Source organism: Cylindrospermopsis sp. CR12, assembly GCF_001432185.1.
Lineage (GTDB): Bacteria > Cyanobacteriota > Cyanobacteriia > Cyanobacteriales > Nostocaceae > Raphidiopsis > Raphidiopsis raciborskii.
This window is the reverse complement of sequence record NZ_LMVE01000026.1, coordinates 1-25,916: the sequence shown is the minus strand read 5'-3', so window position 1 is coordinate 25,916 and position 25,916 is coordinate 1. Positions and strand designations below refer to the sequence as shown.

At 39.1% G+C, this 25,916-nt stretch carries 24 protein-coding genes; 9 read left to right on the top strand and 15 right to left on the bottom strand.

Annotated features, from left to right (window positions below):
• The first annotated feature begins 50 nt into the window (after positions 1 to 50).
• The gene (gene ndhD1 / locus ASL19_RS03335) at positions 51 to 1,619 is read left to right on the top strand and encodes a photosynthetic/respiratory NAD(P)H-quinone oxidoreductase subunit D1 (protein WP_177169515.1); all 1,569 of its coding nucleotides are present in this window, start codon (positions 51 to 53) and stop codon (positions 1,617 to 1,619) included.
• 35 nt (positions 1,620 to 1,654) lie between these two features.
• Here the strand turns inward: ndhD1 and ASL19_RS03330 are convergent, their stop codons facing one another.
• The 8 genes from ASL19_RS03330 to dndC are packed head-to-tail and all read right to left on the bottom strand — an operon-like array spanning position 1,655 to position 9,227.
• Positions 1,655 to 2,413, bottom strand: coding sequence for a HEAT repeat domain-containing protein (locus ASL19_RS03330; RefSeq protein WP_006275779.1), 759 nt, complete (start codon positions 2,411 to 2,413; stop codon positions 1,655 to 1,657).
• Between the two features lie 25 nt (positions 2,414 to 2,438).
• Positions 2,439 to 2,891, bottom strand: coding sequence for an N-acetyltransferase (locus tag ASL19_RS03325; protein WP_057177321.1), 453 nt, complete (start codon positions 2,889 to 2,891; stop codon positions 2,439 to 2,441).
• Between the two features lie 14 nt (positions 2,892 to 2,905).
• On the bottom strand, positions 2,906 to 3,082 hold the full coding sequence (locus ASL19_RS18125; RefSeq protein WP_167317731.1) for a hypothetical protein: 177 nt from the start codon (positions 3,080 to 3,082) through the stop codon (positions 2,906 to 2,908).
• Positions 3,083 to 3,105: 23 nt separating this feature from the next.
• Complete coding sequence (locus ASL19_RS03320; RefSeq protein WP_057177284.1) at positions 3,106 to 3,504, bottom strand: hypothetical protein; 399 nt, start codon at positions 3,502 to 3,504, stop codon at positions 3,106 to 3,108.
• Positions 3,486 to 5,003 (bottom strand): AmpG family muropeptide MFS transporter, encoded by a 1,518-nt coding sequence (locus tag ASL19_RS03315; protein ID WP_200959803.1) that lies wholly within the window; start codon positions 5,001 to 5,003, stop codon positions 3,486 to 3,488. The genes ASL19_RS03320 and ASL19_RS03315 overlap by 19 nt, the downstream gene beginning before the upstream one ends.
• A gap of 33 nt (positions 5,004 to 5,036) precedes the next feature.
• On the bottom strand, positions 5,037 to 5,432 hold the full coding sequence (dndE, locus tag ASL19_RS03310) for a DNA sulfur modification protein DndE (RefSeq protein ID WP_057177283.1): 396 nt from the start codon (positions 5,430 to 5,432) through the stop codon (positions 5,037 to 5,039).
• 36 nt (positions 5,433 to 5,468) lie between these two features.
• Positions 5,469 to 7,523, bottom strand: coding sequence for a DNA sulfur modification protein DndD (gene dndD, locus ASL19_RS03305; RefSeq protein WP_057177282.1), 2,055 nt, complete (start codon positions 7,521 to 7,523; stop codon positions 5,469 to 5,471).
• Between the two features lie 48 nt (positions 7,524 to 7,571).
• The gene (dndC, locus tag ASL19_RS03300; RefSeq protein WP_057177281.1) at positions 7,572 to 9,227 is read right to left on the bottom strand and encodes a DNA phosphorothioation system sulfurtransferase DndC; all 1,656 of its coding nucleotides are present in this window, start codon (positions 9,225 to 9,227) and stop codon (positions 7,572 to 7,574) included.
• A 234-nt stretch (positions 9,228 to 9,461) separates the two neighbouring features.
• On the opposite strand from dndC, the gene ASL19_RS03295 reads away from it, so the two are divergent.
• Positions 9,462 to 11,015 carry a DGQHR domain-containing protein gene (locus ASL19_RS03295; RefSeq protein WP_057177280.1) on the top strand — a complete coding sequence of 518 codons (1,554 nt, stop codon included), beginning with the start codon at positions 9,462 to 9,464 and terminating at the stop codon, positions 11,013 to 11,015.
• 144 nt (positions 11,016 to 11,159) lie between these two features.
• On the opposite strand, the gene ASL19_RS03290 is transcribed toward ASL19_RS03295, so the two are convergent.
• Genes ASL19_RS03290 through ASL19_RS03280 form a run of 3 tightly spaced genes read right to left on the bottom strand, consistent with a single transcriptional unit; the run spans position 11,160 to position 13,916 of the window.
• Entirely contained in the window at positions 11,160 to 11,633 is a 474-nt protein-coding gene (locus tag ASL19_RS03290; RefSeq protein WP_057177279.1) for a DNA phosphorothioation-associated protein 4, read from the bottom strand.
• A 13-nt stretch (positions 11,634 to 11,646) separates the two neighbouring features.
• Positions 11,647 to 13,716, bottom strand: a complete 2,070-nt coding sequence (locus tag ASL19_RS03285; protein WP_057177278.1) for an AAA family ATPase — start codon at positions 13,714 to 13,716, stop codon at positions 11,647 to 11,649.
• A gap of 11 nt (positions 13,717 to 13,727) precedes the next feature.
• On the bottom strand, positions 13,728 to 13,916 hold the full coding sequence (locus ASL19_RS03280) for a hypothetical protein (RefSeq protein ID WP_057177277.1): 189 nt from the start codon (positions 13,914 to 13,916) through the stop codon (positions 13,728 to 13,730).
• A 396-nt stretch (positions 13,917 to 14,312) separates the two neighbouring features.
• On the opposite strand from ASL19_RS03280, the gene ASL19_RS03275 reads away from it, so the two are divergent.
• The 4 genes from ASL19_RS03275 to ASL19_RS03260 all read left to right on the top strand — a co-directional run bounded on the left by ASL19_RS03275 (position 14,313) and on the right by ASL19_RS03260 (position 17,364).
• Positions 14,313 to 15,326, top strand: coding sequence for an ABC transporter substrate-binding protein (locus ASL19_RS03275; protein WP_057177276.1), 1,014 nt, complete (start codon positions 14,313 to 14,315; stop codon positions 15,324 to 15,326).
• Between the two features lie 61 nt (positions 15,327 to 15,387).
• On the top strand, positions 15,388 to 16,176 hold the full coding sequence (locus tag ASL19_RS03270) for an ABC transporter ATP-binding protein (protein WP_057177275.1): 789 nt from the start codon (positions 15,388 to 15,390) through the stop codon (positions 16,174 to 16,176).
• The gene (locus ASL19_RS03265) at positions 16,173 to 16,982 is read left to right on the top strand and encodes an ABC transporter permease (RefSeq protein ID WP_057177274.1); all 810 of its coding nucleotides are present in this window, start codon (positions 16,173 to 16,175) and stop codon (positions 16,980 to 16,982) included. The genes ASL19_RS03270 and ASL19_RS03265 overlap by 4 nt, the downstream gene beginning before the upstream one ends.
• A gap of 1 nt (position 16,983) precedes the next feature.
• Positions 16,984 to 17,364, top strand: a complete 381-nt coding sequence (locus ASL19_RS03260) for a gamma-glutamylcyclotransferase (RefSeq protein WP_057177273.1) — start codon at positions 16,984 to 16,986, stop codon at positions 17,362 to 17,364.
• A gap of 5 nt (positions 17,365 to 17,369) precedes the next feature.
• On the opposite strand, the gene ASL19_RS03255 is transcribed toward ASL19_RS03260, so the two are convergent.
• On the bottom strand, positions 17,370 to 19,112 hold the full coding sequence (locus ASL19_RS03255) for a CHASE domain-containing protein (RefSeq protein WP_057177272.1): 1,743 nt from the start codon (positions 19,110 to 19,112) through the stop codon (positions 17,370 to 17,372).
• Between the two features lie 17 nt (positions 19,113 to 19,129).
• A complete protein-coding gene (locus ASL19_RS03250; RefSeq protein WP_057177271.1) occupies positions 19,130 to 19,864 on the bottom strand; it encodes a hypothetical protein in 735 nt (244 codons plus the stop codon).
• Positions 19,865 to 20,010: 146 nt separating this feature from the next.
• Between ASL19_RS03250 and ASL19_RS03245 the strand changes: the two genes are divergently transcribed.
• Complete coding sequence (locus ASL19_RS03245; protein ID WP_057177270.1) at positions 20,011 to 21,477, top strand: site-2 protease family protein; 1,467 nt, start codon at positions 20,011 to 20,013, stop codon at positions 21,475 to 21,477.
• 19 nt (positions 21,478 to 21,496) lie between these two features.
• Here the strand turns inward: ASL19_RS03245 and typA are convergent, their stop codons facing one another.
• A complete protein-coding gene (gene typA, locus ASL19_RS03240; protein ID WP_057177269.1) occupies positions 21,497 to 23,290 on the bottom strand; it encodes a translational GTPase TypA in 1,794 nt (597 codons plus the stop codon).
• Positions 23,291 to 23,733: 443 nt separating this feature from the next.
• Between typA and ASL19_RS03235 the strand changes: the two genes are divergently transcribed.
• Together ASL19_RS03235 and ASL19_RS03230 are read left to right on the top strand one after the other, a co-directional pair.
• A complete protein-coding gene (locus tag ASL19_RS03235) occupies positions 23,734 to 24,183 on the top strand; it encodes an Hsp20/alpha crystallin family protein (RefSeq protein ID WP_006275800.1) in 450 nt (149 codons plus the stop codon).
• Positions 24,184 to 24,322: 139 nt separating this feature from the next.
• The gene (locus ASL19_RS03230; RefSeq protein WP_057177268.1) at positions 24,323 to 25,249 is read left to right on the top strand and encodes a shikimate dehydrogenase; all 927 of its coding nucleotides are present in this window, start codon (positions 24,323 to 24,325) and stop codon (positions 25,247 to 25,249) included.
• 107 nt (positions 25,250 to 25,356) lie between these two features.
• Here the strand turns inward: ASL19_RS03230 and ASL19_RS03225 are convergent, their stop codons facing one another.
• Entirely contained in the window at positions 25,357 to 25,608 is a 252-nt protein-coding gene (locus ASL19_RS03225) for a UPF0175 family protein (protein WP_006275802.1), read from the bottom strand.
• Positions 25,609 to 25,916 lie beyond the last annotated feature (308 nt).

Genomic DNA, 25,916 nt, shown 5'->3' with positions numbered 1-25,916 from the left:
AGGGGCTCCCGTACCAACTTCATGTTAATTACAGATAAATTGTCATGAATATGCCTAATTTTCCCTGGTTGACGACGATTATTCTTTTTCCAATAGCTGCGTCACTACTCATTCCTATCATCCCCGATAAGGAGGGTAAAACAGTCCGTTGGTTTGCCTTAATTGTGGGTCTGATTGATTTTGCCTTGATTGTCGCTGCTTTCTACACTGGTTATGATTTCTCCAATCCCGACCTTCAATTGGTAGAAAGTTATTCCTGGATCCCACAAATAGATTTGAGGTGGTCTGTGGGTGTGGATGGCTTATCCATGCCTCTAATTATTTTGACGGGTTTTATTACAACTTTGGCTGCTTTAGCTGCATGGCCTGTAACCTTTAAACCAAGGCTATTTTACTTTTTACTTTTAGCTATGTACGGTGGCCAAATTGCCGTATTTGCAGTTCAGGACATGTTGTTGTTTTTCCTGGTGTGGGAGTTGGAATTGATTCCTGTCTACCTTTTACTGGCTATCTGGGGTGGTAAAAAACGCCATTACGCAGCAACTAAGTTTATTTTGTATACTGCTGGTGCTTCCCTGTTTATTCTGCTGGGATCTCTAACTATGGCGTTCTATGGTGATAATATTACTTTTGATATGTCATCCCTAGCCTTAAAAGACTATGCTCTCAACTTACAACTGCTACTATATGCCGGCTTTTTAATTGCCTATGCGGTTAAATTGCCTATCATTCCCCTCCATACCTGGTTACCAGATGCTCACGGAGAAGCTACCGCACCAGTACACATGTTGTTGGCAGGTATTTTGCTCAAAATGGGCGGGTATGCTCTAATTCGCATGAATGCCCAAATGTTACCTGATGCCCATGCCTATTTTGCTCCTGTATTAGTCATTTTGGGTGTGGTAAACATCATTTATGCGGCTTTAACCTCTTTTGCTCAGCGCAACCTGAAACGGAAAATCGCCTATTCTTCCATATCCCACATGGGTTTTGTCACTATAGGTATTGCCTCGTTTACTGATCTGGGTTTAAGTGGTGCGGTTTTACAAATGGTCTCTCATGGTTTAATCGGTGCGAGTTTGTTTTTCTTAGTGGGTGCTACTTATGACCGGACTCACACCCTGATGCTGGATGAAATGGGTGGGGTTGGTAAGCGGATGAAGAAAATTTTCGCTATGTTTACCACCTGTTCTATGGCTTCTTTAGCTTTACCGGGAATGAGTGGCTTTGTAGCGGAATTAATGGTGTTTGTGGGCTTTGCTACTAGCGATGCTTATAACCCCACTTTTAAGGTGATTGTAGTATTATTGATGGCAGTCGGTGTGATTTTAACGCCCATTTATTTGCTGTCAATGCTGCGGGAAATATTCTATGGTCAAGAAAACGACGAGTTAGTTTCTCACCAAGCATTAATTGATGCTGAACCAAGGGAAGTATTCATTATTGCCTGTTTGTTAGTCCCCATTATTGGTATTGGTTTTTACCCTAAGTTGCTCACCCAAATTTATGATGCAACCACAGTACAATTAACTCAAAGATTGCGGGACTCAGTCCCCACCTTAACTGCGGAAAAAGAAATACAACATGTTTCCGTAAATACCCCTGTAATTGCCCAATAGTTCTGGATTCATCCCCACCTCAGGGTGGGGAATCTCTAAAACCAACCTTCCTGTTCTAGGGTTTCAATGAGTTGTAACCCACGAGGATCTCCCACTCCTAATAGTGAAGCTTTGGCATCTTCTTTAACTCCTAAATCCTGGTCTTCAGCAAAGGCTTGAATTAAGGCGTCTATAGCTGTAGCGTAAATAATATTAGAAGGTAACTCTTTACAGAGTTGACCAATGGCCCAGGCGCAGTTACTGCGCACTCCTGGAGTAGGGTCTTGAACTAAGGCTTCTATTAAAGGTGGTATAGCACGAATTATAGCCTCATAACCTATATTTGCCATTTGCGCTAAGGCACTGGCTGCCCATAAACGCACTGCGGGAATATCTGTTTTTAAAGCATCCGTGAGGGGGTTTAAACAACGATGATCATGGCAATTACCTAGTGCCCAAACTACACCCTTTCTCACATAACCATTTAAATCAAGATTTAGCTGATTAATTAGGGGGTCAACCGCTTCCATAGCAGTATTACGACCTAGGGCGTATGCCGCACTAACTCGAACTAAAGGACAATAATCAGATAACAGTTTAATTAGGTAGGGGATGGATCGTGGATCGGAAATATCACAAAAAGCACGAGCAGCCAACATTCTTTGTTTAGAATCGGATGCTTGCAAGAGTTCTAGCATGACATCAGGATCGGGTTTCACTATTTCCGATTCCGAGGTAATTGGTTCTATATTATCTAGTGGACTTTGTAGATCTACTTCATCATCGAGCAGACTAACATTCTCTTTGTCATACATAATATCTTTATCAGTTAGTTAAAAATCAGCCCTCAAGTGATTTTATCATCCAGAGGGATTGGGTTTGATAACCTAGCTGTTTATAAAGCTCTAGAGCAGGGGTATTAGTGGTGAACACCTGGAGTCCAATTTGTGGGTCTCCCTTCTGTTTAGCCCAGTTTTCCACGTGTTGCATGAGGGTTTTGGCAATACCCTGTCTACGGTGGGTAGGTTCTACATAAAGTAGAAATATGTGGGTATGACGACTACCTGTTACTTGATCTATGGCATTACCAGCCCACAAACAAGCTATTGGAGACGGTTGCTGATTTTTATATACCCACCACAAAGGCGTATCATTGGAAAGATAGTTCTCCACAGTACGGGACAGGTGGGAAAAATCTCGGGAGGGAAAAATTTCTTGGTAAGTACGCTGGATAAACTTGACCAAGAGGGCCTTGTCTAGGATAGAACCTCGACGAAGAGAATAGTCCGGCAAAGGAAATTCCAAAGTCAAATGTTAAAATTGTAACTTAGGGTGTAAACTGATAAATGATGAACGATTGTGCCAACTGGAGCGGGTGCAGCCATATCGGCGGGTAGAAAAATCCTCGCACTGACAGCAGCCAAGGCAACTAAAAATACTAAAACAACGAGCAAGGGAGCGATGTACTGACGAAAAATAGACATGATCTGTAATAATCTGAGTGGTTTTAATGTTGATCCCGATCTAAATCATCAAGGACTTTTTCACAGTACCAATTTTCTGGCATTCCTGGATAGTTTTGTTGGGCCTGTTCAATTAATCTTTCCGCAGCAGCTACATCACCAGATAGTCTGGTAATGAGTCTGTTTTTCAGGTAACTTCCTGTTATTTCCTCATCTACTTGTTTGACAGAACCAAAATTTGCTGGTTGTAACTGTCGTCGCAATTGCCAAAATATTACGTAGTAGAGGGCACCAAAAATCAACACCAGGCTGACTGTTCCTAGCAGGGTAAGAAGGCTAAACCCCAAATATCCTAAAACTAATTGTGAAACTACATAACCCAATAACAACCCTGTAATTATTAATACGATTGTACCAAGAATAATTACTGCTTGTGGTTCCATAAATCCTCCTTTTCAAGTCCTGGTCTGTTTACTGTTAACGATTTATTATTCCAAGGGGCGGCTATAGGTAACAGTATTAATCCAGGTAAAGCTGCTAATATAGATAACAGAAAGAAATTTGGCCAACCAGTAGCTTTTGCCCAGTCCCCTGCAGGTGCTGAAAGTATGTCTCGACTTAATGCCATAAGGCTAGAAAATAGAGCAAATTGTGTGGTGGTAAAGTTATGACTACATAAGCTCATTAGGTAAGCCACTGTAGCTACGGTGACTAGTCCAGCACTGCTGTTTTCGATCATAATAGCGATCGCCAGGAGAGGGTAGTCTTTGCCAACAATAGCTAGTGTATAATAACCTAGGTTGCTGAGTAGTTGGAGGATGCCAAATATCCAAAGGGCGCGGTTGATGCCAATTTTAGACATTATTATTCCACCGAGGATGACCCCTGTGGTGGTGGCTATTAGTCCAATAATGTAAACTGTTGCTAGTTCCTGGTTATTAAAGTTAATTTCTTTGGCAAATAGGTTGGCTGTGATTCCTACGAGGGAATCACCCAGTTTATAGAGTATAATGAAGATGAGGATAATTAGTGCTTTACTAATGCCATATTTTTCTAGGAAGATTTGTAGTGGTAAGATGACTGCTTCTTGTAGGGTGTGTGGTGTCAGGTCTTGGGAGTGTTCATTTAGTTGGGGTTTGGGCAAGATAATTGAGGCCAGAACCCAAGTTATTAGTAGTCCACCTAATATCCAATAAAAGACTTGCAGGGGGATTACCTGGGAAATTACACCCCCCACTAAAGCAGCAGTTATGGTGATAATCAGCAGGAGAAATATAAGATCCTTAGTTTTTAAAAACCTATTGTTGGTCTTGGGTGAGTTGTTTTTCTCTTGGGTTTCTGGTGGAGCCAAAAGAGTGGTAATGAGTCCCACGGTCATAAATCCTGCCATGAGTAGGTATACCATATTCCATGACAGAAATCCTGCTAACCATGCTGCTAAAGAAAAGGCAATAAATAGAGCTACCCGATAACCTAAAACCCATACAGATGCTCCTGTTTCCAATTCTAGGGGCTTTAAAATTTCCGTTCTATAGGCATCCCCAGCAATATCTTGGGTGGCACTAAAAAAGGCAATAATAAATGATATAATGGCTAGGGTGATTAGCACTTGGGTGTTTTGGGTTGGTTGCTGTAATGCCATGATTACTATTGCTAGCACTAACCCCAATTGAGTAAGGAACAACCAACCTCTCCTCCCCCCTAAAAAGGATGGAGAAAATCTATCAATTAGGGGAGACCAAATAAATTTTAAGGAGTATGGTAGACTGACTAGGCTAAATAATGTGATTTTGGCAACCTCTACATCAGCATCTTTCATCCATAGTTGCAGGGTGCGAGTGGTGAGAAACAGTGGTAACCCGGAAGCAAAACCGAGCAACAGCAAACTCCCCATCTTGCGACTATAAAATGCCTGTTTTAGTGCTTGGATTTCTTGAATCATCTCTGGTGTTATGGTTGATCAACTAGATTATTACTAGCTTTTCACATTCTTGCTAGTCAGATCTATGAAATCTTCAATACTCTTAATATTTGGATCCCCTGCTAAATATCCTATACCTCTATGTAGGTGCAAGCGAAATTGGGTGATTAGGGTTTCTGAGTCTGTTCCTAAACCGTCGTTATTACACCGTTGTTTTAGTGCTAACAGCAAAATATCTGCTATTTCTCCCCCAAATACTTTCCACGTCAGCTCTACATTACTGTCTTGGGGTATGGGTATGGGTGATGGGGGACTGGTTTCAGCTAGAGAACGACAAAACGCCCACCGACATAGTATATTCCATTGTTCTATACGGGTGACACGTTTTAATTTCAACAGTTGATCCTTGGCCGTCTGCGATAGTTTAATTCTTTCTATGGGTGATTCCATTTTTATACCTGATATGATATTAACTCTCTTACCTAATTACCAAAAATATCCCTCTTTGATGGTTGTTTCTCTTTTTCCTGAATCATACTCTAAAATATATTCTCGTGCGATCGCCTGATGTTCTCTGAGTATTGCTATTTCTTTCCTGGCTATTTCTGTATCTGTGGATAGTAAAATTACTTGATGGCTTGCTGTGGGGAAATATCTTTCCAGTAGGTTATTTCTATGAGATGAATCTAGTCTTCCTAGGGGGGTGTCAATTGCCACCGGTAGTTGTTTTCCAGACACTTTTGCTAAACCCCATAAAAAGGCGATCGCCAAGAGTTGTTTTTCTCCTGCGGATAGTCTATGTTTAGGGACTAATTTACCGTGGAGATCATACAATGAGAGTTGGAAACTTTTAGCATCAATTCCCACTCTATAGACCAAATCTGATTTATGTAGTAAATACAAAAAACAGTTTTTTACTTCTTCTTCTAATTTATTTAATTTCCTTAAAGTTAGTTTTTCTTTAAACAACTTCAAATTTTCTTGTACTCTATGGACTGAAGCAATCAAATGTTGATTACTTTGATATTTAAGATTTTTGTCGGTATAACTATTCAACTCTCGTTTGGTTTTATCAATGGTGGTAGTTAAATTGATGAACTGACGATTGAGTATTTCCAAATTGGTATTTGCTCGACTCCATTCTTTTTCAGCCAGTTCTCGGATTTTTTGTAGTTTGATGTATGCTTCTGGTGGAGCAGCAGCTAGAATTTGCCTATCTAGGCTGACAATTAATTCTAGACAATTGCGCAGTTCGAGCAGGTGGTTTTTGGCGTTATTTTGGACTGTTGGCAAGCCATAGATCAGACGATCTAAAGAACTTAAAGTTTCTTCGTCTGCATGTAAGAAAGACCCTTCATAATTATTGGCATTATTGGCTTTCACATTTGCTTTAACTGTTTTACTATCATACAATTTAGTAGATAAATCCATATATAAACTATCAATATCCTGAAGCAGGAAATTTTCAATACTGGTGATTGTTTCCAGTTTTAGATTCAATTGATGGAGGAAGGAAACCAATCTTTTATCTCTAGTAATTAAAATATCTCTAGCCACTTGATTTTGTAACTGTATTTGTTGAAGTCTTAATTCTTTTTCACCCTGGATCTGGACTTGAGATAATAAATTACTAATTAACTGTAAAGGTAACACACCCTCAGCCAATTCGCATAAAGTTTTCCGCAGATTTTCCACCTTGCCAACCTGAGTTTCCCTCTCCCTATCCAGTTGACTGCGTTCCCCGGCAATTTTGCCACCTTCTGATATATACTTATTTAGGGCTTCCTCATATTTAACTTTTAAATTTTTTACCTGCTCCTCTAGGTCTTGCAACTGAGATTTTTGAGAATTTTTTTGCTCCATTTGTTTATGCAAACGGGTTTCCAATTCTTCCAACTTAGCCAAATCCTGATCATCAGCATTTTCCTTTTTTTTGCGATTGACTAATATTTCCAAATCTAAGGACAATTTATCTACTAACTCCAATCCCAAGAGTCCATTAATTGCATCCACTACTATGGGAGGAGGAACTTCCTGTTCTGCTAGTTCCTTGACCTGCTCACCATCAAATAAAAATAAATTAGAAATACCCAAGGGCAATATATTTTCTATGTATTCGTCCCAGATATTGGCTAAAGACTGGGGCCAGGTTTCGTCATCCCCCAAAATTCCCAGGGAATCTTTACCATCCCTGGGGTTTTTTTCCCAAGTTCTCACTACCCGATACCTCACGGGTTTATCATCTTCAATGTGTTCAAAAACCAACTCGATTCTGGTTTTATTAATCGGGTCAGCTTTGTTATTCACACACTGGGTGAGAAAGTCACCATAACTTAAATTTCCCCTGGTGGAACATTGGGCCCTTGCTCCATATAATGCCAAGCGAATAGCATCCATCAGGGTGGTTTTTCCTCCTCCGTTCATCCCCCCCAAAAGAATAATTGGACGAATGTTATTCTGATCGATTCTGGTATCCAAATTAATCACTTGCTTACCAGCATAAGGACCAAAGTTTTGCAGTACAAGTTCTAAAAAAATCATAATTCCAGCAGTTCAAAAATCAAGATGGCAAACTAATAATCTAAGAATCTATTCTTCTTGCTTATATTCATACTTTCTATATTTCATGCTCGCAAAACTCAGTGGTTGCTCTAGGGGTTTTTTATCTTCGGTCTTATTTTCAGTGTTATACTCAGTGTTATTTTGCTCTTGCACCCGTGGTATATCTAATTGTTTAAATGCCTGACGAATTGTCGCTACATTGCCTTCACTAGCTGCTAGACGTAGATCTCTTTTAAAATGAGCATAGTCAATAGCTTCTTGTTGGGAACGGGAACTGGTTTGAAAGCACTTTTCTAAAGTTTCAAAAATTCCTACTCGGCGGGTTTTTTTCTTGAATTGTCTTTCTGTGTCTAGTAACTTTGCCATCAGCTCTAATTCCATAGAGTTACCTGCACAGATTTGTTCTAAAACCTCCCACTCATCCCCACCTAATAGACTATAATCTGCGCCAGGTCGAGAATCTTTAAATTTTTCTCCTGTCACTTGTTCATATATTTGGGGTAAACTGTCATCAAATTCGTGTTTTTCTTCCAGCCAAATACGGCGAATTTCACTCAGTTCCTCCATTGAGATTAGGGTGATATTGGCCATATTTTCTGGTGCATTCTCTCTCATCTGTTTTTGTGCTGTTAATAATTTTCTTAACCAGTATTCTCGCCAATATTTTGTATATGGCCCAGGTATGGGTTCAACCGACATTTCCCCATTTCTGTTCCGTTCAAATAATTGAACTTCCCCCCAAATACGACGAAAATCCCTTTTTTCTCTGTCATTTTCAATATCTAATTCCTTCCTAAACTCAACTATTGGTTGCATCCACTCTTTTTCTTGATCATTTTGAATCATTGCACTCAGGGATACATCACGATCAACTAGGGTACAAACCCAACAACCAAAACGAGAACTGCCACAACTAGGAGTAGATGTGTCAACAACCAATGGACATTCATTATCTTCCGTTGATTGCCTATACATTACAAATAAATCCTTGTTACTGTGTCCCCAAGGATTATTCCACTGCATCAAATATAGCCAAACTTCATCAGTCCGCCAATCTTCTATGGGACTGTAAACTAGGGAATTGGGTAAATTGCCATTGGGACTCAGGCGATCGCGCAGTCTTTTAGCCTCCATTTTTTTCATGGTAGCAGCACGATTTTTACTTTCGGTCTTGCGAATACCCAGAACCAGGATTGTTTCTCCACTTTCCCTAACCATATCACGAATAAAACGGTTAGATGGGCTGATTTTTAGGCGTTCAGTACACCAGCGAAATTTTTGACGGGGAGCAGGATATCCCTTACCAATTAGACCCACCCAATATGTCTCCTTTGTTTCTGGTTGTAAAAGGTGAGCTTGCATGGGAACTTGCTGTTCTTGGGCAGCTTTTTTGATATTTTCATGAGAAGCACGTACCCAAGCGGAAACATAAGGATTCTCTACGCCTGTGTCTGTGGTAATGACGTGAATGGTCTTAGTTCTTTTTTCTGGTGGTAAATCAGAAATAGCATTCCAAATCAGTTGTAAGATTGCCGTACTGTCTTTTCCTCCAGAATAACCAACCACCCAGGGTATGTCGTCCAAACAGTATAATTGCTGAATTTCTTTCGTAAGAACTAGAATATTCTCCACCAGCTCAGCTACAGTTCGATTCGGCGGGGTTTTACTTTCTGATGTCACCATGGTTGTAATTGGGGATAATTGTTGTAATTAGGAGGGATAATTGGGAAGACAATTGCTGATGATCTTATCAATTCACCGATGAATTCTGTGGGAATTCAAGGTCGGGAATGTAAATCAGACCTTTACAAGGGAAATTTCTAGAAAGTATTGACAACTATAGTTTCGTACTAGTATGTAATATTTTGGCAAAATAGACAACCTAATCTCCAATTAAGTTTTTAAAAAATTAACTTCATGGCAAAAATACCTCAAGATAACCGTAGCATTTTTCCTCAGTACCCAGTAGGTCAACCCCCTCAACTTCCATCTCAAATTATAGTTCAACAAACGAAAATGGGTGATATTACCGCTTATTTAGGCTCAGTTACTTTGGAATGGTTTGCAAAAAAGGTTGAGTTCGCTTCTACTCTACCGATATTGCAAAATAAATATAATCCGGTTACAGACAACATTGAAATTGACGCGGATAGTATTGAGCAGATTCAACAGCGTTCTTTAGATTGGTCACGTCAAGCTTCATTATTACAATATCTAACTATACATAGAAATCATAAGTTTCCACCAGTACTAGTTGTAATCAATCAACCCTGGGCGAATGATGCAAAATCAGAATTATGGGGTGGGGAGGGACGCGCCAAAAAAGCAACTACTGATTTTACCCCTTTAGATGCAAATGGTCATATTGGTCTATTGAATGTAGCAGAAAAAGATGTAAATATCTATGCTTTAGACGGTCAACATAGATTAATGGGAGTTCAGGGTTTATTAGAACTGTTAGAAAATGGAAGAATAACAAAATATAACCGAGATAAAATCCCCACTGATAGTTATATAGATCTGTCAGAGTTGGTAGACCAATATAGGATTGATATTGACTATCTCAAACAATTACCCCAGGAAAAAATTGGAATTGAATTTATTTGTGCAGTCAATAGTGGAGAAACCTACTCAGAAGCCAAACAGAGAGTCAGATCAATTTTTGTGCATGTGAATTTAATGGCTACCCCCTTGACTAAAGGTCAACTGATCCAATTAAATGAAGATAATGGTTTTGCAATTGTAGCCAGAAAAATAGCAGTAAGTCATCCCCTGTTAGCGCACAGAGAGAATCGGAAACCTCGGATTAACTGGAACAGCGCCACAGTAGCAGCTAATTCCACCGTATTGACCACATTACAAGCCTTACAAGATATGTCAACTAAATATTTAGGATACAAATTTCCCCATTGGCAAACCCAAATTAAGGGATTGATTCCCATGCGTCCAGACCCTGACCAGTTAGCAGAAGGAATTAGGGAATTTCAACAGCTATTTGACCATTTAGCCACCCTCCCTAGTTATAAGATTTTAGATCATGAAGATACAACTGTTTTACGGCGATTCAGTTTTGAAAAAGTTGGTGGTGAGGGCAATATTTTATTTCGTCCTGTGGCACAAGTTGCCTTAGCAGAAGCTTTAGGAATTTTAGTTTTTAAAAATGGTCTCTTATTAGAAAACATTTTTAAAAAGTTGCAAAAATTTGATCTTCAGGGTGGTTTTAGTCAAATGGAGTTTCCTAATTCTCTATGGTATGGAGTTTTATATGATCCGAATAAAAAGCGGGTTCAAGTGTCTAAAAAAGAATTGGCAGTAAAATTATTAATTTATCTATTGGGAGAAATCAAAGACCAGATGGAAATTGCAGAACTACGCAAAGCAATAGCAAGTGCTAGAACCACAGAAGATCGTGCTATTGACTTTGATGGGAACTGGGTTAGTGCTCAAGAGGTAGGACTTCCATCCATATAAGTAGGGAGGCGTAATTATTTGTAGGATGGGTTAGCGGTAGGGTAACCCATGGGGGTGTTGGGTTTCATACTTCAACCCAACCTACGTTCTACGTTCATCTTATATTTAATTCCAATCACCCACTTAGATTACAAATGGGGGAGACTAGGATAAAAATCTAGAGAGATCAAATTCTCCATCTTCCCCATCAATTGTTTGATGTTCACGCTGTAAAAACAATAGAATTCTCTCCGTATAATCGACGGATCCTCTGATTTGAGTCTCTAAAATCTCTAACCCTCCATTAGCATATTCTTCAAAAATTTGATTACGTTGTTTTTCTTCTTCGTCATTATTAGGTGATAAAAGTTGAATGTTCTCCGTTTCTACAATTGCCAGTAATTTGATCAACACATCATATCCTGATGTTGCAAAAACATCTAATCTGATGGGAGAAGGATCCCTTTTAGAGATTTCTTCAAATGGAATACGCTTCTGATATTTAATACCTAAAGCAGCAGCAAAAGCAATCACATCAGCAAAGGTCTGAAAGGGACCCTGGGCCCCATCATTAGCAACCAAAGCCTTGACAAAATCGGCTTTATCCCCAGCAATTCTAATTCTACTAGTTTCAGCCATAACCAGAAAAAAATTAACTCCTTTCTACTTCTACAATTTCACTGTACTCGAAACCATTAGGACTTTGACGAGTTAGGTAATACTTCTCCCTACCTATTTGCAAAAAGTCCTCTTCACAGTTGGTTTTAGAAGAATAATAGGTCAAGACATATTCCTTACCAATTCGCTCCATAATCTCGGACTCAACTTCCTCTCTCCATTGGGTCTTGGTCACCAGCACTACTAACTGATTTGCCAGCTTGGGAATGGTTTGTGCAATATGACGACGAGAGTTAGCATCTAAACTACCAAAGGGTGAGTCCATTACTATGGGGAAGGTACTACTATCGGGAACCATCATGATTTTCTTTTTTTCACTCCATTCCCTTACTTTATCAATAATGCTGGCGATAAATGACAAACTCAGAATTTGATTTTCCCCGGTGGATGCTGCAACAGCAGCTTCTATTCCGGTTGTGTTCTCTACTAAGGTCAGTTCATATTTTTCGCTAATTTTGGGAATATATGGTGTAACAGAAATTTCTGAGAATATTTCTTGCACTCTTTTTTCTAATTGCAATCTAAATTGTTTTTCTTGTCTATTTTTCACTTCAGTTAATATATCAATAGCATCTTGGGTAGCAATAATTCGACGCTGTGCCAAAATCTGTCTTCCTTCATTTTGTTTTTGCTTGGCAATTTGTTTGACTACAAGATCAATTTCTGTATTGAGGTGAGAAATTTCTTTTTCGTTTGATCCTTGCTCCCGATTTAAATCATCAATTCTTGCTTCTATTTCATCCAGTCTCTTTTGTAAACCGCTAATGTCTTCATTTGGGTCTTTCCTCAAAATCTCCTCAATGCTATCTAAATTCATCTCTATGTCAGAAAGTGATGTCTTTAACTGATAGATTCTTTGTTGTTCTCGATTGATCATCTCTAAAAATAATTGAGCTTGTTTTTCTAGATCGTCTATTTGCGCTCCCATTCTAATTGCAGTTTCTTCCACGGAAGAAGATCCAGTTTTTCTCAACAATGATTTAACGTGAAAATGTCCATTGCCTCCTTCTTTTAATTCCGCGCCACAAATACACCTACCACTTTTCATCAGTTCGCTGACAAATTCTCTGGAAATACCAGATTTTAATTGCCCGCGCTGTTTAAAAGCAACAATAATCTGTCTGAATTTAACTGTTGTCTCACTTAATAATAATGTGTATGCCTGTTTGGAAATAGCTTTTTTCAAACTCTCTTTCGTTTTTTTTAATTCATCATAATTGTTGCGTTTTTGATTTTCTAAACTTTCCCTTCTTTCTTGTAAATCCCTAACTGAACTTAATTCTACCAATCTGGCGCTGATATCTTTTTTAAAAACTTGTTGACTTTCTAAATCTTCAGCTATTTCCGTTTGTCTTTGGGAAATTTTACTAATTTCTTTTTCTAGTTTACTTTGCTGTTTTAATAATTGTTTAGTTTCCGCATCTCCAATAGCTGCCAATTCACTATCTAAAGTTTTTTTAGCCTCCTTTAAATGTTTTGTCGCCAGATCAATTACCTTAACACCTAAAAATATTTCCGTGGCTTCAGCAATTTCAGCCTTTTTATCAGAGCGGACAATTTCTTCTATTCTTTCTCCATCAAAAAAGAAGTATTGATGTAAACTTACAGGCAATATATTATTGATTATTTCCTCCGGTTGTTCAATGGGAAAATACCACTTACCATCATCCCCCACAATTTGAATTGTTAATTTAGTTTTGGTAGCATCAATAGTGGTGGGATTTTTATAAACCCGACAGTTACGTTTTGCCCGGTAGCGAACTCCTTCATGTTCCCAACCTACTTCTACCCAACATTCTACAGCTTGATCCTCCCCTACTTCTGAAATCGCACGTTTATTAACCAGCTGCTCTGTCACCGCGAAAGCAGCTGTAAATTTTTCATATAGCACCCAGGTAAATCCATTTAATAAACTGGTTTTTCCCGCACCATTATTACCATGAATTATGGTGGTATTCTGAAACTCTCCACCTGCTATGGCAATTTCTGGTGTTTGTCCATAAAAGGAACGAAAATTACAAAATTTAATCGAAGTTAGTTTCATTGCTACACTACTTATTTTACCGCTTCTTTAATTATTGCTAAAATGTCTTCATTAACTGCACCCTTGCTTTTTCTGGCCAGTCGCGATTTTTCTAATCTACACACTTTTTCTATTATCTGTTTTACTTCCGGTGATGCAGCAGTAATTGGTGCTTGCACATCCTGAATTTTTGACTCTTGAGCTTCTAGTTCTCTGTTCATGACATTCCCCCCAGGTTTTACCCCCCATCATACCACAATATTATGTATTGTATGTAGTATATATTATTAGTCTATACAAGTTGATAAATTAATCGCGCTTGTAATTTTATTTATTTGGTCTTGTCTTTTATCGTGTAAAACTGATTGGTCATCTAGAATTAAAATAAAGGGATGAGGACTTCAACTCAACCAAAAGTATCCTTTATCTCGCCTTTGGCTTATGGGAAATCTTGGAGGAGTGCCAAATGTTTAGAATAAATAATAATACGGAATAAATAAACTATTTCAGTCAGCAAAAGATGACATTTTCCCCGATTTCTCCACCAAATCTCCCCTAAATATTTACCCTAACCTTGTAATATTGACTTCATCAACACATCATAGAAATCAAAAGCAATGCGCAGAAGACACTTACTTTATCTGGGTGGTGGTGCTACCTTAGCACTTGCGACCCATGGTTGTACCCAAGGGAATTCCAAATCCACCTCCAACACCCCGGATACTAGTGAGAATCCTGGTAAAATCACCATTGGGTTTTGGCCTGTAGCTTCTGGGTTACCCTTATTTGTAGCGGATAAAAAAGGCTACTTTAAAGAAGCAGGTCTCAACGTGGAAGTAGCTCAATTTGCTTCTCCCAATCAAGTAGCTGAGGCTTTAATTGCTGGTAGATTACAGGGTACGGGTAATGGAGTGGCCAGTGGTGTATTGGGCCTGTCTGAAATTACCTCACCGGGTCTGTTTAAAATTATTGCAGCTAATCCCAGTAATGTGGATTATAAACTAGACCAAGTTGTGGTTGGTAAAAACAGCCCTATTAAATCTGTTGCCGATTTAAAAAATAAAAAGTTTGCCACAGGACCGGGAGCGCAAAATCTAGCCATTGCTCAAGCTATTTTAGCCGCAGCAGGGGTTGAAAAACCAGAAATCCAACAGTTAGAGATACGCCAACACGTAGCAGCAATTGAATCAGGACAAATAGATGCTGCTTATACTTTAGAACCTACAGGTACGGTTGGGGATATGAAAGGTATCACCAGAATTTTAGAAAATGGTGTGGTGTCGAAATATATCCTAGGAGATCCTAAAGCACCCTGGTTTGGTGGTGCGGCGGTTTTAAGCACTCAATTTTTGCAAACCTATCCCAAGTCTACCCAATCTTATATACAAGCTTATCGTCGAGCTATTGCGGATATTAAAAACCAACCGGATGCAGTGCGACAATACTTAGTTGGATATACAGCCATCTCTGGGGACTTAGTACAAAAAGTGCCACTAATTACCTACACCATGTATGATGAATTTACCGCTGAGGATATTAACTACTTCCAAAAATTCTTCGATTTTATGACTGATAAAAAAGTCTTTTCCAAAAAAGTAGATGTGAGTAATCTGTTATATAAAAATTCGTAAGGATTCACGCCATCAACCCATTCTGGCTAAAGCCATTATTCAGCAATAATTGAAGATAATCATGGATTCACTTCTACAGACAAAGACAGCAAAATCGGAAGAATTTATCACGGTCAAAGGGTTGTGTAAGTCCTTTGCTGGGCAACCTGTATACAAAAACTTTGATCTCAACCTAGCCAATCATCAATTAGTCTCGATTTTTGGTCCTAATGGGTGTGGTAAATCTACTTTAATCAATATGATGAGTGGTTTAATTCCGGTGGATCAAGGTGAAATCAAAATCCATGGTAAACCCATTCAGCGGACTCGGATTGGCTATGTATTTCAAAATTACCGAGACTCTCTTTTTCCCTGGATGAGTGCTTACGATAATATTGCCTATCCACTTCGTGTTAAAGGTATTTCTGAACGGGAGTGTCGTCATTCTGTAGAGCATTTAATTGAGACTTTCAATATTTGCTTAGATCTAAAACGATATCCCTATAGTTTTTCTGGTGGACAGCAGCAGTTAGTTTCAATTCTCAGAGCGTTAGTTGCTCAACCGGAGGTGCTATTTTTAGATGAACCCTTTTCAGCTTTAGACTTTGAAACTACGTTATTTGTACGGGATAAATTGCAAGAGATTTTTATGGCCACCACCATTCCTATGTTGATGGTTGTACATAACCTAGAGGAGGCGATATTTTTAGCTGATAAGATTTTATTACTAAGTAAACGTCCAACCCGGGTAGTTGAAATGGTGACCTTTGATGCTCCTCGACCTCGCACACCTGAAACTCTAACTTCTCATAAATTTGTAGAAGTCAGTCGTTATTGTTTAGATATTTTTCGCCAGGAAATGCAAAAATGAATTTCCCATTTTCCATCAAGAACAAAAATTCAAACCAAGGTTTAAACCTAGATTTCATCCTGAACCGTTGTTTACCTTTAACTGGTGTTCTATTGTTTTTTGGATTGTGGTGGTTTATTGCTGTATCAGGATTTGTTAATCCTGTTTTGCTACCAACTCCTTTAGCAACAGTCCAAACCTTGATTGACGGATTGTTTGGTGGTTCCATGTTCTCTGATTTAGCTACCACAGTTTTACGAACATTTAGCGCCTTTTTTCTAGCTACCTTATTTGGCATCCCCCTAGGTGTGGGATTGGGAAGTTCTGAAAAAATCTATCGTAGTGTGGAGTTTCTCATTGAGTTCTTTAGGTCTACCCCTGCTAGTGCATTGATTCCCTTATTTATTCTCTTTTTTGGTATTAGTGATTTTTCCAAGGTGGTAATTGCTAGCTTTAGTGCTTTCTTATTAATTGTTTTCAATAGTGCTTACGGAGTAATTCATGCCAAACAGTCTCGGATTTTAGCTGCTAGGGTCATGGGAGCAAATCGCTGGCAAATTTTTAAGGATGTATTATTATTAGAGAGCTTACCACAAACTTTTATTGGCCTGCGCAGTGGAATTAGTATTGCTCTTGTGATTGTAATTGTTTCAGAGATGTTTATTGGTAGTCAACAAGGATTAGGAAAGCGTATTATTGATGCTCAACAGATTTTAAATGTTCGGGACATGTACGCATCAATTTTAATTACAGGGAGTTTAGGTTACCTGCTGAACATGCTATTTTTAGGACTGGAAAAGCGTCTGATACACTGGAGTGGTAAGTAATATGATTGAATTTGCTGTAAATGGCACTCTAATGAGGGGACTAAAATTAAATAATAATTTACTGAACGTGGGTGCGGTTTTTGACCGAGAATCTTCCACAGCACCCTGCTATCGTCTATGGTCAATTAAGGATCAATATCCGGGAATGCTTCGTGATGTGGAAGGAGGTAAATCCATTAGTGTGGAGATTTGGCAAGTTCCTTTAGGGGGAATTGCTGATATTTTAATACAAGAACCACCAGGGTTGTGTGTGGGTAAAATTGAGTTGCATGATAAAAAAGTAGTTTTGGGAGTCTTAGCAGAGCCTTTTTTAGTAGCAGGACAAAAAGAAATTACTATTTATGGTGGATGGCGAAAGTATGATCAGTTATGTCATCAATAAGTGATCTACTCAAAAATTGGTAATTTCACTATAACCACTGTTCCTTGACCTAGTTCGCTTTCAATTTTCCATTCACCCTTATGTCTTTGTATACAAGCTCTGACAATAGCTAGACCCAATCCAGTACCCCCAATTTCTCCCACATTACTACCTCGATAAAATGGGTTATAGATATGAGGTTTATCATCGGGAGAAATGCCAATACCAGAGTCTTGAATTTGCCAAATAATTTTTTTTTCCTCTCGGGTAATTCTCAGTTGTACTGGAATTGCACTTGGGGAATATTTAATGGCATTATCTAGAAGATTAATTAGAATAGAACGAAGCAATTTTTTATCTAAGAATACTTGGGTTAATTTAGGAGAAAATTCTAACTCAATAGGGTGATCGGTAGTTAACTGGATTTCTGCTATGATTTTCTGACAAAAATCTTTTAAATTAAATATCTCAGGTTGAAATTCTAACTCTTGAAATTCGGATCTGTTTAAAAGTAATAAATCATTAACTTGCCTGCTCATTTGTCGAGCAGTTAGGTTAATACGCTGAATATTAAATTGTTTTTGTGTTTCTGTCAGGTGATCATAGTTAATTTGCAGGCTTTCACTAGATAATAAAATGGTGCTCAAGGGAGTTCTTAATTCATGGGAAGCCATGGAAAAAAAACGAAATCTCAATTCACTTAAAGTTATAGTTTTTTCTAAATCTCGATTTAAAATATATAAGAAAAATACCAGGCTACTGGTTATTAAACATCCTATAATAAGAGTGGCAAAAGTGGTGTAGGGTTGTTCTACAGGATAATCTGGTGATGGATAAAATTCAATCCTCCATTTTCGTTGCCCCATTTTGAGAGTTTTCTGACACACTTGAGGATCGGAACATAAAAAATAGTGATAGATATTTCTGCTGACTGGTATAGATTGGGTGACAACTGCTTTACGGGTAGCATCATACTGACCCAGAAATCTTTCTCCTGAGTTTGCATCCTGATCTTGGATGAGAAAGTTAATACTATATCGCAAGTTTTTCAGGGACTCTTCAACTACGTCTGACAACCGAAACACACCTATTAAAACTCCCCTAATTGGCAATGTCATCTTCTCTTTAGACTGTGGATCATCCACTGGTAAAAAAACTAAAAATCCAAATTGATCCCGTCTTTCTTGTACCAAACGAATTCTCCCAGTAGTGGTTATCTGTTTGGTTTTAATAGCTTGACTAATAGCTATTTTACGAGTAGGATGGGAATTAAGATCATACCCGAAAGCAGACTCATTACCTTGGAAGGGCGCTACATAAGTTACGGGAAAATAATAGGGACGTTTTTGAGCTACTACCAGTTGATTTTGCCGGTTTAATTCCCTAATGCGAAAATTTGTGTATCCTTCAAGTTGTATTTGTTTTTCATAGGAAAAACGCTCTTTGTGGCTAATCAGAGGTGCCCATTCTAAAGCTTGTATCCCAGAATAGATTTGGATTGAACGATGGGTAAATTTATTGAAGGATGAACGATCAATTGGCTTTTTGTCTTTTTGTATATAATCTGTGGTGTAATAGTCTCCTAAAAATCCTATAATATCAATGTAGCGATTTAAACTACGTTGTAAGGCTGTGGTTAGATTTTCAGTTTGTCGCTGGAACCGTAATTGCTGATTGGATTTTTCCCAATGACTGATCATAAGTGTGGCTAATCCCGATAAGGTCACACCTACAACTGACACAATAATTAGTAATCTATTATTAACCATCGATTATAGAATACAAGCTATATTTGATGCGCATTAAGGTATCCATTCATCAATAGCTCATATCCTTGGTCCAGAATAGATCTTCCCCGGAGAAAGCCAATATGAGCACCTGGACATATGTATTGTAGTGTGTCAGGAGAAAAGCGATCGCATAATTTGGTAAGACTTTTGAGTTGTCTAGGCCAATGGAAAGTTGTTGCAGTACGAAATGGTGCTAGTTGAGCTTGGGGATTAGGGACTAAATGTCTTCCGGAAAATAAAATTCCTCCAAATTCGCGATAGTATAGACAAGAGGATCCTGGGGAATGACCTGGAGTCCAGATTAATTGTGTGGTGTCGTCAAGAGATAGTTCTTGACTAAAGGTGGTGAGAGTTAAACCTGGTAATAAGTAAGCTTCCTGCTCTTGGATGAGAATTTCACAGTCAAGAGCTTGTTGAATTTGGGCAACCTTAGCAATAGCACCGCGATGACTAATAAACAACCAACGTACCGCACGCAGGTAAGTCTGGTTCGCAGCTATTTGTTCCCAAGCGGGACAGTCAATGAGGATATTACCCCCATTCCTGACAATCAAATAGGAGGTTCCACCCAAAGTTTCCCGATTTGGGGGAAAGGCTAAAATTTTCGTCGACTTTTGGGGATTGGTAAATTTTGTATCCGGTGATACTGTTGCTTCCTCCTCCAGGTCTTGAGATAGTATAATTTGTGGAGGTTTTATTGTATTACTAGATGTTGGAGGTGCTAAAGACATAAGTTGAATAACGATTTTAAAAATAATTAAGAATAATTATACTGGATTAATCGTGTTCATTAATCAATTTCAAATATAGATCATTTGGGATCCAATATTTCTGATAAATCCCCAACTTCCCAAACTCTGAAAAAATCTGAAAAAATATGACATCTTGGTTTCTAGTGTTATTAGGACTGTTTACCTATGTTATAGTGAGAAACGTCCTTTCCCATATAACCCGCGTTCCTGTCTGGTTATTATGGTTGATATTAATGGCCCCAGCAATTATTTGGGAACTTTGGACAATTATCTATGGTTCAACCCAATCACCGCCATTAGTATTCATTGTTGCGTGTGTATTTTTAAGTGTGTTCTTATGTTGGATTTTGTTTATTTCTGGAAACAGAGGACAAAGAAATAGAGAAACTGAGAATAGGGAATCAACATCAATAAGTAATAGCGAACCACAGCAGTCACCAGTGAGACCAATTGAAATAGGAGAAGAGACAAATCTGAGAAATTGTTTTCCTTGGTCCTTATATTATATTCATAGTATTGAGTATAGACCTCAAGCAGTAATATGTCGTGGACAGTTACGAGGTAATCCCCAGGAAACCTATCAGCAGATTAAGACCAATATTGAAAGAGAATTTGCGGATCGCTTTTTGGTCATTTTTCAGGAAGGAGCAGATGGCAAACCATTCTTTGTTCTAATTCCTAATAAACAGGGGAATAGACAAGAGAGAGAAAAAGACAATTTACGTCAAGGGTTCACAGCATTAACACTATTAATACTCACCCTAATGACCACCACTGGGATAGGTGTACAAATTGCCGGAATTCAAGCAGGAAGATTACAAGCTGACTGGTCTTTGATGATTCATGGTTTACCCTACGCTTTGGGGTTAATGACCATTTTAGGTATTCATGAATTGGGTCACTACTTTACTGCTAAATTGTATAGAATCAATTCCACCCTCCCCTATTTTATTCCCGTACCTTTTTTCTTGGGGACATTTGGAGCATTTATTCAAATTAAAAGTCCCATCCCCAACCGAAAAGCTCTATTTGACGTGGGTATAGCAGGTCCATTGGCTGGTTTTTTGGCAACTTTACCCTTACTATTGTGGGGTTTAGCCAATTCAGAAATCGTGACTATTAGTCAACAAACAGAAATTTTAAATCCTGATGCTCTAAATCCTCGCTATTCAATATTATTGGCCTTGTTGTCTAAATTGGCATTGGGTAGCCAATTAACAGCCACATCAGCCTTAGATTTACACCCTATAGCCGTGGCGGGACTTTTAGGTTTAATAGTCACAGCTTTAAATTTAATGCCTGTGGGTCAATTGGATGGTGGTCATATTGTTCATGCCATGTTTGGTCAAAGAACTGCCATGTTAATCGGGCAACTTTCTCGGTTTTTTCTATTGATTCTTTCTTTTATTAGACAAGAGTTTTTATTCTGGGCAATTATGTTATTGTTTATTCCTCTAGTTGATGAACCAGCTCTAAATGATATTACAGAATTAGACAACAAAAGAGATTTTTTAGGGTTGATGGCAATAGCTTTATTATTAATAATTGTCCTCCCCATTCCTGACTTCTTTGCCCGTATTTTACAGATTTAGGTAGGGAGGCACAATTATTTTACCTTTGTTTTGCCAGTTTCTTCACCATCTTACGTAAACGTATGGACTGGGGTGTTACTTCTACTAGCTCATCTGAAGCAATGTACTCTAACGCCCTTTCTAAACTCATTTCTACTGGTGTTTGTAACTGCACAAGTTCATCCCCACCCGATGCCCGGTGGTTAGTTAACTGCTTAGTTTTACAAACATTCAGTTCTAAGTCTTGAGGACGATTATGCTCACCTACAATCATACCCTTGTAGACTTTGGTTCCAGGATGAATAAAGAATACACCACGGTCTTCCGCGTTTTTCATGGCGTAAAATGTGGAAACACCTTCTTCAAAGGCAATTAACACACCTTTGTTGCGGGCTTCAATTTCTCCAGAAAGGGGGCGATAGTCCAGGAAACTGTGGTTCATAATACCTTCACCACGGGTCATGCGCATAAATTCCCCCCGGAACCCAATTAAACCACGAGCAGGAATCACAAATTCTAATTGGGTGCGATCGCCTGCTCCTGGTTGCATATCTTGCATTTCTCCTCGACGTTGGCCCAGACGTTCTATACAGCTACCAACAGCATCAGCGGGAACGTCTAATACTAACAGTTCGTAGGGTTCACGAGGTTGACCGTTAACTTCTCGGTAGATTACTTGAGGTTGGGAAACCTGGAACTCATATCCTTCTCGACGCATGGTTTCGATTAAGATCCCCAAATGCAGTTCACCTCGACCAGATACATGGAACTTATCGGGAGAATCAGTTTCTTCCACCCTTAAAGCTACGTTGGTTTCTAGTTCCCGGAACAGGCGATCGCGCACTTGACGAGATGTTACCAGTTTACCTTCCTGTCCAGCAAAGGGTGAATCATTTACCCAGAAGGTCATCTGTAAGGTTGGTTCATCCACTTTAATGAGTGGTAATGCCTGGGGTTCATTGGGGTCTGTAATAGTTTCTCCAATATAAGCATCTGCGAAACCAGCTACTGCCACAATATAGCCAGCAGAAGCTTCTTCTAGTTCTACTCGCTTTAAGCCTTCAAATCCCATCAGTTTAGAAATTTTGGACTTGACAATATTGCCAGTTTCTGTTACTAAAGCTGCCTGTTGTCCAGCGCGAATAGTACCATTATGGATTCTACCAATTACAATCCGTCCCAGATATTCCGAATAGTCCAGGGTGGTAACTTGTAGTTGAAGTGGTTTGAGGGGGTCACCCACCGGTGCAGGAACGTGGCGTAAGATTCCCTCAAACAAGGGTTTCATGTCTACGGATTCTGCTTCCAGGGTTTCTTTAGCATAACCAGCCATTCCCGATGCGAATAGATAGGGAAAATCACACTGATCATCATCTGCACCCAATTCCAGGAACAGGTCTAAAACCTTATCAACAGCCACATGGGGATCAGCCTTAGCGCGGTCGATTTTGTTAATTACCACAATGGGACGTAAGCCCTTTTCCAAAGCCTTTTTCAACACAAACCTGGTTTGAGGCATTGGTCCTTCATTGGCATCAACAATTAGTATACAGCCATCAACCATGCCCAGAACCCGTTCCACCTCTCCACCAAAGTCAGCGTGACCGGGAGTATCCACAATATTGATTAGGGTATCTTTATACTTAACCGCAGTGTTCTTGGAAAGAATAGTAATGCCTCGCTCTCTCTCTAGATCATTGGAGTCCATGACACAATCCGGAACGTCTTCGCCTTCGCGGAAAATGCCGGACTGTTTCAGGAGAGCATCAACCAGGGTAGTTTTGCCGTGGTCAACGTGGGCGATAATGGCGACGTTACGAATTGGGAGCGTCATAGAGAGCCTTTGTGAGTTTTTGAGTTTTTATATTTGAGAACTAGATAGGGCTTGCATATCAGAAATGGGGGTCTTTTGCCAGCTCTGTAACAAACCTTTAATAATTCTAACTCAATTGTCACGAATATTGTTTTTGCGATCGGAAATTTATTGGAAATATCAATGCTTTTTTGCATAAGCACTAATAGGAGGGTTTTGAAGAGCAATAATAAATGCTGACTATCCAACATATACTAGTTGATAGTGATCCCGTTCAGTATCAAAAATCATTTTTACTTGAATACGTTTATATTAGGAAACTATAAGTACGGTAATCATCATTAAATAAGTGAGAGAGCCGAATTTACATCTTTTTTAACTAGGAATAACATAATAGTCAAAGGGTTGATAAAACTCTTGCAATCACTAAACAAACTACTAATAAATTGACAGAGGAATCGGTTATGGCACTAATTCGTTACAGTCCTTGGAAAGAAATAGAAACCCTAGAACGTAATTTGAACCAATTGTTGGGTGATTTTGTACCTACTAGCTTAAAGGATTTAAATACTGTGGCTAGGGTGCCAGCAGCGGAAATGACTGAAACTGAGGACACAATTGTTCTCAAGCTAGAGATTCCTGGCATGGAGGCTAAAGACCTAGATATTCAAGTTACAGAGGATTCAGTTTCTATTACCGGAGAAAGGAAGTCTCAAACTACTGTTGAAGGAAAAAACAAAACCAAGACAGAGTTTTATTATGGTCAGTTCCACCGAGTTATTTCCCTTCCCGTACCTGTTCAAAATACCAATGTTACTGCTGATTACAAAGATGGTATTTTGCACCTGACCTTGCCCAAATTGGTAGAAGAAAAAAGCAAAGTGGTGAAAGTTAATTTGGGCAGCAATTCCTAGTTCTCAATTCCTAGTTCTTGGTTAAAATCCTCCCAGGTTCTGATGGAAGCTGGGGGGATCTTACTTTGTATTTTTCCTACTTGTCTTCTAAACTAGTATAATTACCCCAAGTTTTTAAAAATGTCAGCTTCCTAATTGTATGAATAACCAAGAATATGATCATTGTCCGAGAATTACCGGAAAAACTAAAATCATGGGAGTGATTGGCTATCCTGTGGAGCATTCCCTATCACCCTTGATGCACAATGCAGCTTTGCACCACTTAGGATTAGACTACGTGTATTTGCCTTTTCCCATTGCACCGGATAATTTACAACAAGCGATCGCTGGTTTTGCTTCCATTGGTGTGGTTGGTTTTAATGTCACAATTCCCCATAAACAGGCAATTATACCTTTATTACATGAAATATCTCCTGTTGCTCAAGCTATAGGTGCAGTTAATACGGTAATTCGTGTAGGGGAGAGGTGGATAGGAACAAATACGGATGTGGCAGGATTTATAGCACCACTACAAACTACATACAATCAAAACTGGCATGAAAAGAAAGCGGTAGTTATAGGCAACGGTGGTGCAGCAAGAGCAGTGGTTGCTGGTTGTATTCAACTGGGAATGGCAGAAATTCACCTAGTAGGTAGAAATATAGAAAAATTAAAACAACTTGAGCAAAGTTGGATAGATTCTCCCTTGGCTCATGAATTTACTAATAAACTAAAGACCCATACTTGGGAGCAATTACCACAGCTTATCCCTCAAAGTAACTTATTAGTCAATACCACACCCATTGGTATGTACCCAAATATAGATGAGTCACCTGTGACTGAAGACCAACTGCATAAATTACCTAGCCATGCGATCGCCTATGACCTAATCTACACTCCCAAACCAACCCGATTTTTACAATTAGCACAAGCACAGGGTGCGATCGCACTGGATGGATTGGAAATGCTGGTGCAACAAGGTGCAGCAGCTTTAAAACTTTGGCTACAACAAGAAAATGTCAATGTGGAGATCCCCATTGTCAAAATGCAGCAGGTTCTCACACTCGGGGTCCAAACTGCAAGTTAAATTTTAACGCTCATTTTATACGTTCTAGCTGCACGACAGCTTATTACTACTCTTTTGCCAGAGCGATCACATGAGCAAGGATAGTCGGACTATTGACTACCCAACGCTTAACCACGGTTAATTTCCTCCGTGAGTTCTTCTAAGGTAGTCTGAAATGGGGAAACTCCAAATCGCTCAAGGGCCTGTAGAAAAGACTGACGACTGATGCCAGCAATTTCGACAGCTTTGGATTGGGAGATCATGCCAATTTCATACCACTTAACTACGCCAGCGATAAGCAATTCTTGAGCGAACTCCTCTGGGGTGCTGCGGAGAGCAGAGAAGGCACCCTCGGGTAGGTTGAGTTGAATTTGAATCATTAGGTGGGCGAGTCTGGTTTATACGAACTGGGATCATGAAGACCATCAAGGCTCAGCACATGATTATGACCCTAACTTATCTAACTTTGTTGAGTAAGTCAAGCGTGATATTTAGATAGATGGTTTTTTTGGCATAATTCAGGAGGCGATCGCTCTCAAGCATGAGTAAAGATATTAGATTTAATCAACTCAATTAATTTTAAGTGGGGGTACGAAACACATTTCTACAGAAGCCATGTTATAGTAAGTTAAACCGATTGAGTCAGTACCAAAGTCAATGGGAGGTATAGATATGGTGAGGCAAGTTA